This window comes from Dehalococcoidia bacterium (genome assembly GCA_035574915.1).
In the GTDB taxonomy this organism is placed as follows: domain Bacteria; phylum Chloroflexota; class Dehalococcoidia; order DSTF01; family WHTK01; genus DATLYJ01.
Genome location: DATLYJ010000054.1, coordinates 18393 through 32516, shown reverse-complemented (window position 1 = coordinate 32516; position 14124 = coordinate 18393). Strand labels below are relative to the sequence as shown.

The 14124-nt window shown below is 67.0% G+C and carries 7 protein-coding genes and 1 pseudogene; 5 read left to right on the top strand and 3 right to left on the bottom strand.

The window, feature by feature from the left end; genetic code table 11:
- A partial coding sequence (gene dnaE, locus VNN10_05055; protein HXH21377.1) for a DNA polymerase III subunit alpha occupies positions 1-3686 on the bottom strand: 3686 nt, incomplete at its 3' end.
- Positions 3687-4129: 443 nt separating this feature from the next.
- On the opposite strand from dnaE, the pseudogene VNN10_05050 reads away from it, so the two are divergent.
- Positions 4130-4378 (top strand): annotated as a pseudogene (locus VNN10_05050) (RHS repeat-associated core domain-containing protein).
- Positions 4379-4592: 214 nt separating this feature from the next.
- On the opposite strand, the gene groL reads toward VNN10_05050, so the two are convergent.
- Both groL and VNN10_05040 read right to left on the bottom strand, forming a co-directional pair.
- On the bottom strand, positions 4593-6212 hold the full coding sequence (gene groL, locus VNN10_05045; GenBank protein ID HXH21376.1) for a chaperonin GroEL: 1620 nt from the start codon (positions 6210-6212) through the stop codon (positions 4593-4595).
- A gap of 86 nt (positions 6213-6298) precedes the next feature.
- A complete protein-coding gene (locus tag VNN10_05040; protein ID HXH21375.1) occupies positions 6299-6592 on the bottom strand; it encodes a co-chaperone GroES in 294 nt (97 codons plus the stop codon).
- A gap of 280 nt (positions 6593-6872) precedes the next feature.
- On the opposite strand from VNN10_05040, the gene VNN10_05035 reads away from it, so the two are divergent.
- The 4 genes from VNN10_05035 (at position 6873) to VNN10_05020 (ending at position 13882) form a co-directional block, all read left to right on the top strand.
- The gene (locus tag VNN10_05035) at positions 6873-8756 is read left to right on the top strand and encodes an ABC transporter substrate-binding protein (GenBank protein ID HXH21374.1); all 1884 of its coding nucleotides are present in this window, start codon (positions 6873-6875) and stop codon (positions 8754-8756) included.
- A gap of 143 nt (positions 8757-8899) precedes the next feature.
- Complete coding sequence (locus VNN10_05030) at positions 8900-10528, top strand: response regulator transcription factor (GenBank protein ID HXH21373.1); 1629 nt, start codon at positions 8900-8902, stop codon at positions 10526-10528.
- Between the two features lie 130 nt (positions 10529-10658).
- Positions 10659-11879 (top strand): NAD(P)/FAD-dependent oxidoreductase, encoded by a 1221-nt coding sequence (locus VNN10_05025; protein ID HXH21372.1) that lies wholly within the window; start codon positions 10659-10661, stop codon positions 11877-11879.
- A gap of 161 nt (positions 11880-12040) precedes the next feature.
- A complete protein-coding gene (locus VNN10_05020) occupies positions 12041-13882 on the top strand; it encodes an ABC transporter substrate-binding protein (protein ID HXH21371.1) in 1842 nt (613 codons plus the stop codon).
- Positions 13883-14124 lie beyond the last annotated feature (242 nt).

The following is a 14124-nucleotide window of genomic DNA, read 5'->3' as shown; positions in this document are numbered from 1 at the left end:
CCTACGCCGGAGACGCCGGGGGCGCCCCGGCCGGCCGCGGGGGCAGGCACCCGGGTGCCGGAGGCGCCGGAGCCACCCCACACCTCCCCGGGCGCAGCGTGCTGCGCCCCTGCGCTGGAGGGCGGGCCGTCGCCCCACCCGTCCACGGGCGCCTCCGCTGCCGCATCCGCGGCGTCGCGCGGCCCTTCGTCAGCCGGGGCCTGGATCGCGCCGGGTGGCATGTCGAGGTCCTCGGGCGGTGCCATCAGGGAGCCGTCGTTCGTCTCCAGCAGCTGGCCATCTTCGTCCGTGATCACTTCGGGGACGGGAGGCGCGGCCGCTTCGAGGACGGCTGAGCGGACGAGGTCCGAGCCGTGGCCGTTGCCGTTGGGGTTGCCCGCTGCGTAGCCGTTGGCGGAGCGGTCGGCGATGCGAAGGAGGTCCGGACGGGACTCCGAGGCCCAGTCTGGCGGCACGAAGCCTTCGGAGTAGGGGACGACATCGACGACGCCGGCAGTGAGGCGGTCGCCGCGCTCCCGCACGCGCAGCTGCAGCAGCAGGATGTTGCCGTGCTTCCAGAGGTCGGCCGTGCGCTCGTAGACGTCGGGCCAGACGGTGACCTCGAGCGTGCCGGAGAGGTCCTCGATCTCGGCGGCGATGAAGGGCCGGCCGTCGCGCGTCGCCAGCCGGCGCTGGGAACCCACGATGCCCGCGACGACGACCTCGCGGCCCTGCGCGGGCATGTCCTCGAGCATCTCCGGCGTGATCTCGCTGCAGAGCGCGGATACGTGCTGGGCGAGGACGGAAGCCGCCGCTTTGTACGGGTGCTCCGAGAGCCAGACGCCGATGAGCTCCTTCTCCCAGGCCAGCACCTCCTGCTTCGGCACCGGCGCGCTCTGCAGGTCGATGCCGGCCAGCGGCGTGGCGACCTCGGAGCCGAAGAGGTCGAACATCGTCGCCTGGCCGGTCTCGCGCAGCCGCTGCGAGCTCTGGGCGATGTTCATGATGCGGTCGAGGCTGAGCAGGAGTGAACCGCGCGCGTCAGGCCTGCCGGCAATGCTGTCGAGCGCGCCTGCCTTGATCAGCGACTCCAGCGCGCGCTTGTTCACGTTCGTGGTGTTGAGCTTGCGGCAGAAGTCGTCGATCGACGTGAAGCCCTCGGAGCCGCGGGACTCGACGATCGACTGCGCGGCGCCAACGCCGACGTTCTTGATCGTGGCCAGGCCGAACCGGATGCCTGTCTTACCCTCCGCAGTCTCCTCGAGGGTGAAGTTGACGCCGCTCGCGTTCACGTCCGGCGGGAGGACGGGGATGCCGAGGCGCACGCACTCGCTGTAGGCCTGGGCGATGCGCTCGAGGGCGCCGGAGGGGTGGCTGCCGGCCTGCATGAGCACGGCGCAGAGGTACTCTTCCGGGTAGTGGGCCTTCAGCCACGCCGTCTGGTAGGCGATGTTGCCGTAGGCCCAGGAGTGGGCGGAGTTGAAGGCGTAGCCGGCGAAGGGCTCGATGAGGTCGTAGACCTTCTGGGCGTCTTCCTGCGAGTAGCCCTTGGCTATGGCCCCCTGGATGAAGCGCTCGTGCTCGGCCTGCATGAGGGCGGCAATCTTCTTGCCCATCGCCTTGCGCATGATGTCCGCGGCGCCGAGGGAGTAGCCGGCGAACTTCTGGGCGATCTTCAGCACCTGGTCCTGGAAGACGATGACGCCGTAGGTCTCGTCCAGGATCTCTGCCAGGTCAGGGTGCGGGTAGGTGACCTGCTCGAGGCCGTGCTTGGCGCGGCAGAAGGTGCCGATGTGCTGCATTGGCCCGGGGCGGTAGAGGGCAACGAGCGCCGCGAGGTCGCCGAGGCGCGTCGGCCGCAGCTCGAGCACGGCGCGCCGCATGCCGGCGGACTCTAGCTGGAATACGCCGAAGGTCTCGCCGGCGGAGAGCATCGCGAACGTCTTCTCGTCGCCATCGGGCAGGGACTCGAGGTCGACCTCGACGCCGTGGCGCTGACGGATCATCTCGACGGCGCGGTCGAGGATGGTGAGGTTCGCCAGGCCCAGGAGGTCCATCTTGATCAGGCCGATGGCGGCGACGTTCTCCATGGTGAACTGGGTCGTGGGCATGGCGGTGGCGTCGCCGCGGGCGGGACGGGCGAGGGGCAGGTGCTCGACGAGCGGCTCGGCGCTGATGACGACGCCGGCGGCGTGAGTGCTGGCGTTACGGGCGACGCCTTCCAGGCGGCGGGCGCTGTCGAGGAGCTGCCGGACCTGCGGGTCCTGCTCGTAGGCTGCCCTCAGCTCAGGCGCCTCGCGCAGCGCGCGTTCGATCGTCATGTGCAGGGCGTTCGGGACCAGACGCGCGACGCGGTCGACCTCGGCGTAGCCCATGCCGAGGGCGCGGCCGACGTCGCGGATCGACGCCTTCGCGCCCATGGTGCCGAAGGTGATGATCTGGGCCACGCGGTCGTGGCCGTAGCGCTGGGCGACGAACTGCAGGACCTCCTCGCGCCGGTCGTCGGGGAGGTCGAAGTCCACGTCGGGCGGTTCGGGCCGCTCCTTGTTGAGGAAGCGTTCGAAGACGAGGTTGGCGCGCAGGGGGTTGAAGTCCGTGACGCCGAGGCAGTAGAGCACGAGGCTGGCGGCGGCGCTGCCGCGGACGCCGACGCGGATGCCGCGCGAGCGGGCGAAGCCGCCGATCTCGCGCACGATGTGGATGTAGTTGGTGAAGCCGGTGTGCTCGATGACGTCGAGCTCGTAGCGCAGGCGCTCCTCGGCCTCGGGGCCGGCGTCAGGTATGCGGCGGCGCAGGCCCTGCCAGCAGAGGTCGACGAGGTGTTCGTGCGCCGTGACGCCCGGCGGCAGGTCGGGCTCGGGCAGGTGCAGGCGGCCGAACTCCAGCTCGAGGTCGCATTGCTCGGCGATGCGCCAGGTGTTGTCGCAGGCCTCGTTGCCGTGGGCGAACTGGCGGAAGGCGGCGCGCATCTCCGCTTCGGACATCACGTAATAGGAAGGGTCGGACATCTTCATCCGCTTCTCTTCGTGCACCGTGGAGTTGGTCTGGATGCAGAGGAGGATGTCCTGCATGTCGTGGTCTTCGCGGTCGAGGTAATGCGAGTCGTTGGTGGCGACCAGGGGGATACCCAGGTCCCGCGAGAGGTCAACCAGCACGCGTTGGGCCTGGCGGAACTCGGGCAGGTCGTGTTCCTGGACCTCGAAGTAGTAGTGGCCGTCGAAGACCTCGCGGTACCAGCGCGCGGTCTCCTTCGCGTCGTCGATGCGGCCCTCGAGGATGAGGCGATGGATTTCGCCGGAGGGGCAGCCGGAGAGCACCGTGATGCCCTCGCTGTACTTCTGGAAGAGCTCGCGGTCCATGCGCGGGCGGTAGTAGTAGCCCTCCAGGTGACTGCTCGTCACGAGCTTGAGGAGGTTGCGGTAGCCCGTCTTGTTACGGGCGAGCATGGTCAGGTGGAAGGGCTGTTTGTCGCCGTTCTCGCGGGTGAGGCGGGAGCCGGGCGCGACGTAGGCCTCGACGCCGATGATCGGCTTGATGCCGTTGGCCCTGGCCTCCTTATAGAAGTCGATGGCGCCGTAAAGCGCGCCGTGATCGGTAAGCGCGACTGCCTCCTGGCCGATCTCGCGGACGCGCTCCATGAGCTGGGGTATACGGGTGAGGCCGTCGAGGAGGGAGTACTCCGTGTGGAGGTGAAGGTGGGTGAACATGTGGCGGGTTCGGAGCGGTCGGGCTCATTGTAGCGGAGGACGCGCGTCCGGGGGGCGGGGCCTGGCCCACGAAGGCGAAGGGGTTGGCCACAGATTGGCGCGGATTTCGCAGGGGATGGTCCGGGGGCGGGAAACTGTTTGGCAGTTTGGTGCATGAGAGGCGGAGACGTGTAACGCGTCGACGCGTCGTCGTCACCCGGAAAAGAGGCGAAGACACAGGATTCGCCGCAGAGGCGGGGGTTTTCCCGGATTAGGAATGACTGCGGGCCTTGTACCAAGGCGCGCTTTCGGCATGTTGACAGACGGGCGCCTTGACGGCTTACTAACGGACACATGTTCTGTGCGGCGAGGTGACGATGTGGTCCAGCATAGCTTCATGTCGTGTTTACGCGACAGACCGGACCAGAGGCGACCGCTAGGCAACGGCGACCGTAGAATGCATTATGGCGCTGGTGGACGCCTCAGGCACGGTGCTCAATGCATATGAGTACGACGTGTTCGGCGCTGTCAGGTCCTCGACCGGCAGCACCGCGAACCCCTTCACCTACACCGGCGAGCAGACCGACGCCGCCACCGGCCTCGAGTACCTGCGCGCGAGGTATTACGACAGCGAGACGGGGCGCTTCCTCTCGCTCGACCCGGTGGGCAGCGGCTACGACTACGCCTACGACAACCCCGTCATGTTCACGGACCCGAGCGGGCTGCGGCCGCTCGACGCGGGCAGCAGGGGGTGCCAGGACATACGGCGGCGGATCAGCGAGCTCGGCGACCGCCGCATCGAGGAGTACTGGCGCGGCATGAGGCAGGAGAGGCAGGCCCGTGCCAAGGGAATTGGAAAACAGGGAGGCCGGACAGAGCCGGCCTCCTCGTTTGCTGACCGCGAACCGCTGAGGGCTGACGGTCCTCTTAATAGTCCATCGGCGGCGGCGTGGGCGCGTTGCTCGGCGGCTCCGGGATGTCCGTCACCAGCGACTCCGTGGTCAGGATCATCGTGGCGATCGAAGCGGCGTTCTCCAGTGCGGTCCGGGTCACCTTCACCGGGTCGATGATGCCCAGCTGGATCATGTTGCCGAACTGGCCGTTCATCGCGTCATAGCCGTACTCAGGGTCCGGGTTCTTGCGCACGGCGTCGACGACGACCGTGCCCTCGGCGCCGGCGTTGTCGGCGATCTGGGTCAGCGGCTCCTCGAACACCTTGCGCATCATGGTCACGCCGGTGCGCTCGTCGCCCTCCAGGGTCGCGGCGAGCTGGTCGAGCACTTTCTGGCAGCGTATGAGGGCCACGCCGCCACCGGGGACGATGCCCTCCTCGACAGCGGCCCGGGTCGCCGAGAGCGCGTCCTCGACGCGGAGCTTCTTCTCCTTCAGCTCCACCTCTGTCGCGGCGCCGACCTTGAGCACGGCGACGCCGCCCGCGAGCTTCGCCAGCCGCTCCTGCAGCTTCTCGCGGTCGAAGTCGGATGCGGCGTCATCGATCTGGGCCTTGATCTGCTTGATGCGCGCCTGGATGGCCTCGTCGGACCCGTAGCCTTCGATGATCGTGGTGTCGTCCTTGCCTGCGACCACGCGGCGGGCGCGGCCGAGGTCGGCGACCTGGGCGTTCTCGAGCTTGCGGCCCATGTCCTCGGTTATGAAGGTACCGCCCGTCAGGATGGCGATGTCTTCGAGCATCGCCTTGCGGCGGTCGCCGAAGCTCGGCGCCTTCACGGCCAGCGCGTTGATCGTGCCCCGCAGCTTGTTGACGACGAGGGTGGCAAGCGCTTCGCCGTCGACGTCGTCGGCGATGATCACGAAGTTCTTCGTCACCTGCAGGACTTTCTCGAGGATGGGCAGGATGTCGGTCACCGAGGAGATGCGCTTGTCGGTTATCAGGATGTAGGGCTCATCGAGCACCGCTTCCATGCGCTCGGTGTTGGTAACGAAATAAGGCGAGGAGTAGCCGCGGTCGAGCTGGAGGCCGTCCACGAACTCGGTCTCCATGCGGATGCCGCGCGATTCCTCGACCGTGATGACGCCGTCCTTGCCGACCTTCTCCATGACCTCGGCGATCATGTTGCCGATCTCGGTGTCGTCGGCGGAGATCGAGGCCACCTGGGCGATCTGGTCCTTACCGGTCACCGGCTTGGCCATGGCGCGCAATTCGCGGATGACGGCCTCGACGCCCTTCTCGATGCCGCGCTTGAGCATCATCGGGTTGGCGCCGGCCGCCACGTTCTTCAGGCCCTCGCGGACGATCGCCGCGCCCAGGACCATAGCGGTGGTGGTGCCGTCGCCAGCGACGTCGTTAGTCTTCGAGGAAATCTCCTTGGCAAGCTGAGCGCCCATGTTCTCGAACGGGTCTTTCAGCTCGATTTCCTTGGCGATGGAGACGCCGTCGTCCACTACGGCGGGCGGCCCGTACTTCTTGTCAAGGACGACGCGGCGGCCGCGGGGGCCAAGCGTGACGCGTAGCGCCTCCGCCATCACGTCGACGCCCGCCTTCAGAGAGCGCCTCGCCTCCTCATCAAACACAATCTGCTTTGCCATTTAGTTGACTCCTTAGCAGTTCAGCCGGCCAGCACTTCAGGCCCTAGCCTGACCAGCCGAAGCGCCGAACTGTGCTGAAATGCTCGTTAGACCTTTACCTTGCAGAGAATGTCGCTTTCGCGGAGGACGATTAGCTCCTCGTTTTCGATCTTGACTTCCTGGCCCGTGTACTTGGCGTAGAGCACGCGGTCACCGACAGCGATCTCCATGGGGATGATCTTGCCGTCGTCGTCGCGCCGGCCGGGGCCGACGGCTATGACCTCGCCCTGCTGCGGCTTTTCCTTCGCGGTGTCCGGGATCACGATGCCGCTGGCGAGCACCTCTTCCTGGACGATGGGCCGGAGCACGATTTTGTCGGCGAGCGGGATCAACTGAGCCATTGTGACCTCCTTGAAGGTAACTTCCGTAAGTGTTGTTGCGGCTGGCGGGGGTTAGCACTCTGCTTTATCGAGTGCTAACCGCAGTTTAGGGTCGCGTTTCCCTAAACGCAAGACCTTCGCGCCCCCCGAAAGCGGCATGTGAATTTGCCTGCGAGGCATCGTTCTGCAACCCCTCCGCCCTCGAGACTGTCGCGAAGGGCGCAATGGCCCTCGTCTGTAAGCACCGTGCCTGTTATAGATTTCACGAAACCCCCATGCGGAGCACTAGAAGGAGAACAAGTTGGCTTATTGGGAGCGGTTAGCGAAGAGCCGCCTGACTCGCCGCCGGGCTCTGGCAGGCGCGGCCGGCCTCGGGGCCGGGGCCGTGGCCCTGAGCACGGTGGGCTGCGGCGGCAACGACAGTGGCGGCGGCTCGGGCGACGGCACAGGCGCGGGCCTCGTCTCGAAGCCCGTCGACACCACTTCGAGGGCCAAGCCGGGTGGCACCTTCAAGAGCTTCGTCACCGCCGACGCCACCACGTTCGACTTGCTGGCGACCACTTCCTTCAGCGCCGCGTCGTTGATCGGCGTGTACGCCTACCAGCGTCTGTTCAAATACGTACCGGGGAAGTACCCGGAGCCGTCCAGGGGCGACGTCGAAGGAGATGCCGTCGAGTCCTATGAGTACAACGGCGACAGGACCCAGCTCACCCTGAAGCTGCGCCCGAACCTCAAGCTCGACCCCCGGTCGCCCACTAACGGCCGGCCGCTGGATGCCGAGGACGTTGTCTTTAGCTGGAACAAGTTCATTCGCGTGAGTCCCTTCAAGACGGACTTGGCCTACGACGCGAACACGGCCCCGGACTCGGCCGTCGAGTCCATGTCCGCCCCGGACTCACGCACGGTCATCGTGAAGCTGAAGCAGCCGGACCCCGAATTGCTGAAGCTGTTTGCCTTCGAGCGGCTGTTCTGGGTCATGCCGCGCGAGTCCGACGGGGGCTTCGACCCCCGCGGCGAGATCCGGGGCTCCGGGCCCTGGACACTGCTCGAAAACCGTCCGTCCGCTTTCCGGGTCTGGCAGAAGAACCCGGACTACTACGTCAAGGGCCGGCCCTACCCGGACAAGCTGGAACACCCGATCATCACCGAGTACGCCCAGCGCCTGGCCCAGTTCAAAGCCGGCAACATCTGGAACACAGTTGTCGTCCAGGAAGACGCCATCGCCACCAAGAAGGACAACATGGACCTGGTGATGCTGCAGGGCGACACTTACCCCATCTTCCCATCGACCCTCGGCTTCGGCTACGGAGCCGGCGACACCCCCTGGAAGGACGAGCGGGCGCGCCAGGCCGTCTCCATGCTCATGGACCGCGAGCTGATCATCGACGTGGACAGCAACCGCCAGGCCTTCCTGAATGACGGGGTGGACATCATGCCTCGATACCACACCGTCGTCGGCTGCGGCGCCGAGGGCTACTGGATCGACCCCACGGACACCAAGAAGTTCGGCGAATGGTCGAAGGTCTATACGTACAACCCCGCCGAGGCCAAGAAGCTGATGGCCGCCGCCGGGTTCCCGAACGGCATCGACACGCTGCTGCACTTCAACGGCGGTACGCAGTACGGGGCCGTCTACACCCGCCGCGCGGAGCTGATCAGCGCCATGCTCAGTGAGGGAGGCGTGCGGGCCAAGCTCGACCCGCGTGACTACCAGAACGACTGGGTGCCGAACTACCACTACGGCTATACGAAGGCCTACGACAAGAACCGGACGACCTTCAAGGGCTTCACGGGCATCATCTACCGCGCCGTCACCGGTTACCCGACGCCGGCGACGCAGATCTTCTCGAACATGAACGCCAACGGCAGCCGCTTCGAGGGCGCGACCCCGAACGGACAGAACCCTCAGGACGGCGACCCGGCCGTGAACGACATCACCAACAAGATCCGGCGCGAGTTCGACGTCAAGAGGCAGCAGGAGCTGGCGGCGGACTTGCAGAGGATGCTGGCCAAGGCCTCCTACCACATCCCATATGGCCCCTTTGCGGCGCTGAGTGTCGGCGTTTACTGGCCCGTCATCGGTAACCTCGGCGTCTACCGGGCTGCACCGGCGGGCAGCGCCGCGGCCGAGACCGCCATCCACTGGTGGATCGACGACACCAAGAAGCCGCTGGCCCAGTCGTAGCCGCGGCAGCACACAGACAGAGGGCCGGCCTTCTCCAAGGCCGGCCCTCTTCGTCCCCCCGCGCGCCGCGATCCAGGGCGGTTGACCCCGCGTGTAAAGTGTTCGTGACGGAGGAGGAGTGAGGCTCCGCCCCATCCGTGCGTATGACAATAGCTGACACCGTCCAAGGGGCGCGCGCTGCCTTCGAGGGACGCGACTGGGAGGAGGCGTATGACTTGCTCGCGCCCCTGGCGCGCGAGCGGTCACTGACCCTGGACGACCTCGAGCGCTTCGCCGTTGCGGCCCACATGACCGGGCGCGAACCGGAGAGCTGCAGCGCCTGGGAGAACGCCCATGAGGAGTCGCTGCGCCATGGGGACGTGCAGCGCGCGGCCCGCTGCACGTTCTGGCTCGGACTCCTGTCGTCGCTGGCCGGCGAAATGACACTGGCCAGCGGATGGCTGAGCAGGGGGAAGCGCCTCCTCGATGAGGGCGGCCTCGACTGTGTCGAGCGCGGCTACCTGATGCTTCCGCCCGCCGTCTGGCTGCTGAACCAGAGAGACTTCAGCGGTGCAAGGGAAAGGTGCGACGAAATAATCGCCCTGGCCCGCCGCTTTGGGGACCGGCAATTGGAGACCATGGCTGCGCTCGGCCGCGCCCAGGGGCTGATCGGCGAAGGCCACGTCGAGAGCGGCTTCGAGCTGCTCGATGAGATCATGGTCTCCATTGGCGTGACGCCTCTTTCTCCCGTCCTGAACGGCTTCGTCTATTGCGTAGCGATTGACTGCTGCCAGGCGACCCTCGATTTGCCCCGAGCGAGGGTATGGACCTCGAGTCTGGGACGCTGGTGCGATTCGCAGCGAGGGCTAGTGCCATTTCACCGGGAGTGCCTGGTGCATCGCTCGACCATCTTGCGCCTCCAGGGCCTCTGGCTGGACGCGATGCGGGAAGCGCAGCGGGCCGGTGCGCTAACGACGCGTGAGGCCGATGCCGGGCCGGCCCTCTACGAACAGGGTGAGATCCTGCGGCTTCGCGGCGAGTTTGCGATGGCCGAGGAGGCTTTCCGCCAGGCAAGCCGTTTCGGGCACCACGTGCAGCCAGGTATGGCGCTCCTGCGCCTCGGTCAGGGCCAGGTCGAGGCGGCGGCAGCCGCAATTCGGGTCGCCGCCGCCGAAGCCCTGTCGCCGCTGGACCGCTGGCGCATCCTACCGGCCTTCGTCGAGGTCATGCTAGCAGCGGGTGACCTCGAGGCGGCGCGGGCGGGCGCGGCTGAGCTCGCAGAGCTGGCCGCGGCGCGCCCGGGCGCGCTCCTTCGCGCCGCGGCGCGGACCGCAACGGGCGCCACGCGCCTCGCGACCGGCGAAGCGGCCGCCGCGCTCTCCGAATTGAGGCGCGCATTCGCCGAATGGCAGGCCATCGAGGCCCCGTACGAGGCGGCGCGGACCCGAGTCATCATCGCCATGGCCTGCCGCGAGCTCGGCGACCACGACGGCGCCGAACTCGAGTTGGACGCCGCCCGCTGGCTATTCCAGAAGCTCGGCGCCGCACCGGACCTTGCGCGGGTGGAAACACTCTTGCCGAAGGCCGCGACACGCCCGGCCGGCGGCCTCACGGAGCGTGAACTCGAGGTCCTGCGCCTCGTCGCCTCAGGTCAGACGAACAGCGCCATCGCCGCCGAGCTCGTCCTCAGCGAGCACACGGTGCGCCGCCACATCCAGAACATCTTCGCCAAGCTTGGCGTCTCCTCCCGCTCGGCCGCGACGGCCTTCGCCTTCCAGCACGGCCTGGCCTGAACCTGTCTTTCCCCTCTGGACGTTGGTACGAAAAGACCACACGGCGCCTCGGCGCATTTGGTACACCCGGGCGATGAGTGCCCGGCGTGCCAGGACCGATCCTCGCTTCATCAACCGAGGGAGGATCGGGATGACCGAGAGTAAGTACGACGCGATTGTCGTGGGGGCTCGATGCGCCGGTTCGCCGCTGGCGATGCTCCTGGCCCGAAAAGGCTACAGGATCCTGCTGGTGGACAAGGCGAGCTTTCCGAGCGACACGGTGTCGACGCATATCGTGCACACGCCCGGGATCGCCGCCCTGAAGCGTTGGGGGCTCTTCGAGCGGCTGGCGGCGACAGACTGCCCGCCGATCGACACCTACGCTTTCAACTTCGGGCCCTTCACGCTCGAAGGCTCACCGGCAACAGCCGAGGCTGAGGCATCCTATGCGCCGCGACGCACCGTGATCGACAAGCTGCTGCTCGATGCTGCCGCCGAAGCGGGGGCCGAGGTCAGGGAGCGCTTCACCGTGGATGAGCTCATCTTCGAAGAAGGCAACGTCGCCGGCATCCGCGGCCACGCCTACGGTGGCGGCAGCGTGACGGAACGCGCCCGCGTTGTCGTGGGCGCCGATGGGCTGCGGTCGCTCGTCGCCGAGGCCGTGAACCCGGAGCAATACAACGCGAAGCCGCCTCTCCTTGTCGGTTACTACAGCTACTGGAGCGGTGTTCCTATGCGCGGCCGCATGGAGACCTACGTGCGGCCTTACCGTGGCTATGCCGCCTGGCCAACGAACGACGGCCTCACCCTGGTCATCGCCGGCTGGCCCTACGCGGAGTTCGTGGCGAACCGGCACGACATCGAGGGCAACTTCTGGAAGGCCCTCGACCTGGTGCCGGAGTTCGCGGAACGAGCCCGCGCGGGCAGGCGGGAGGAACGCTTCCGCGGCATGTTCGTGCCGAACTTTTTCCGCAAACCCTTCGGGCCGGGCTGGGCGCTCGTCGGCGACGCCGCGTACAACAAAGACCCGATCACGGGCCAGGGCATGCAGGATGCCTTCCGCGACGCCGAACTGCTCGCTCAGGCCCTGGACGAATCGTTCACGGGTTCCCGCCACTTCTACGCCGCAATGTCCGACTACCAGGCGGCCCGCGACCGCCACGTCATGGCGATGTACGAGTTCACGACCCAGCTCGCGACCCTCGAGCCCCCGCCGGAGGAAATGCAGAAGGTGCTCGCGTCTGTCACGCGCAGCCAGGAGGCGATGGACGGCTTCGTGCGCATGGCGGCGGGCGCCACCTCGCCCGCCGAGTTCTTCTCTGAGGAGAACCTGGGCCGGATCATGGCCGCTGCTGATCCCACGGCCGGCTAGTCGCGCAGCCTTCCCTGTAGGCGCGGAGGCCGGCCTCAGTGCCGGCCTCGTTACACATCCGGCGCCGGACTTGAGAGATTTGCGCGGTTCGCGACAGGGCGCGGGAATGAGTGTATAAGTCTTCATCATTCGCAAGCCGCGCCACGGAAGGGAGCAGGTACATGTCCGGTTACTGGGAACGAATGACGAAGAGCCGCCTTTCGCGCCGGCGCGCGCTGGGCGGGGCAGCCGTGGCCGGGGCCGGCGCAATCGCCCTGGGCGTGGCCGGTTGTGGCGGAGGAGGAGAGTCAGGGACGGCCGGCGGCGACGCGAGCGGCCTGCTCTCGCAGCCTGTCGACTCGACTTCGCGGGCGAAGCCGGGCGGCGCGGTGAGGGACTTCCGCAACGAGGACATCACCTCCATGGACGCCCTCACCAACAACTCCTTCACGCGCACGGGCGTCTCCAACTACGTCTACCCGCGCCTGCTGAAGTTCAAGGTGGCAAAGGCGCCGCACCGGGCTTCGGGCGAGAACGAAGGTGAGCTGGCGGACCACTACGAGATCACGGGCGACAAGCTGCAGCTGACTTTCAAGCTGCGCCAGGGCCTCAAGTGGGACCCGAGGTCCCCGACGAACGGCCGGCCCATCGACGCCGATGACGTGGTGTTCAGCTGGGACCGCTTCACCCGCCTCAGTCCGCTGAAGGGCGACATCCTTTACAGCGAGTCGTCGCCGGGCGTGCCGGTGATGTCCCTCAAGGCGACGGACAAGAGCACAGTGGTCGCGCAACTGCACCACCCGGACGCGGCCGTGCTGCACCTCTTTGCCTCCAGCGTCATCCTGCCGATCATGCCGCGCGAAGCGGACGGCGGGTTCGACCCCCGAGGTACGGCCCGCGGATACGGGCCCTGGATGCTCTCAGACTACCGCCCTTCCCAGGGCCTGACCTTCACGAAGAACCCCGACTACCACGTCAAGGGGCGGCCCTTCCCTGACTCCTGGGAGGTGGCGATTGTCCCCGAATACGCCACGCGCCTGGCCCAGTTCAAGGCCGGCAACATCTGGACGACGGTCGTGACCCAGGACGACGTCATCCAGGCGAAGAAGGACCAGCCCCAGACCTCCCTCCGCCAGGACGACGTCTACAGCAGCGGCGGCACGACCATCGCCTTCGGTTACGACAATAACTCGATCTTTCGCGACAAGCGCCTGCGCCAGGCCGTCTCGATGCTCATCGACCGCGAGGCGATCATCGACGTGGTCGGCAACCGCCAGAAGTTCGCGGCAGACGGCCTCGACGTCGCCGCCCGCACCTCGGGACTGGTCACACCGGGCTTCGACTTCTTCTGGGTGGACCCGAGGGACGAGAAGAAGTTCGGGCCGAACGCCAAGTACCTGAACTACAACCCGGCGGAGGCGAAGAAGCTCATGTCCGCCGCCGGCTATAACGGCGCCGAGGTCGACTTCAATTACCGCGCCGATGGCTACAGCGCCACGTACCTGCGCTTGCACGCGATCACGCTGGGCATGTTGAAGGAGGGCGGCTTCAACGTGGTGGCGAAGCCCCGGGAGTACCAGACTGACTTCCTGCCGAACTACCACTTCGCCTACGTCCAGGGCGAGAAGAAGGGCTTCGCCGGCCTGAACCTGCGCGCCGAGACCGCGTACACCTCGCTCGGCACCTGGCTGTACTCGCTCCTTAACCCGACAGCCTCGCGCTACATGGGGGCGACGGACATCGGTGACGCGCGCAAGGGCGACGCCACGCTGATCAAGATGATCGACGACCTGCGCGGCGAGTTCGACCTCGACAAGCAGAAGCAGATTGCGCGCAAGCTGGACGAGTACCTGGCGGACGCGGCCTACGGCATCCCTGTGACGGCGTACACGCTCAACTTCGCGCTCTACTGGCCGGTGCTGGGCAACGTCGGCGCCTTCCGGGGCTACACCCAGGGCGCGCCGCCGGTGCACGAGCGCCTCGAGTGGTGGGTGGACACGGAGGCCGCCCCGCTAAAGAGCTAGCGGCCTCCCGCACCCCGCTCGGGTCCGTGAACATGACGGGGTTGTCGTAGGCGTAGTCGTAGCCGCCGCCCAGGGGGTCGAGCGAGAGGAAGCGGCCCGTGTCGGCGTCCCCTCGGCTTCGCTCAGGGCAGGCGAACTTCCGTTGGTTCCGGCGGGCCGAAGGCGTCGCACTCTAGGTACTGAGGAGATCGTCGTAGCCGAAGTTCGCCGACCCAAACCGTCAGGCGGCCACGGTGGCGCAT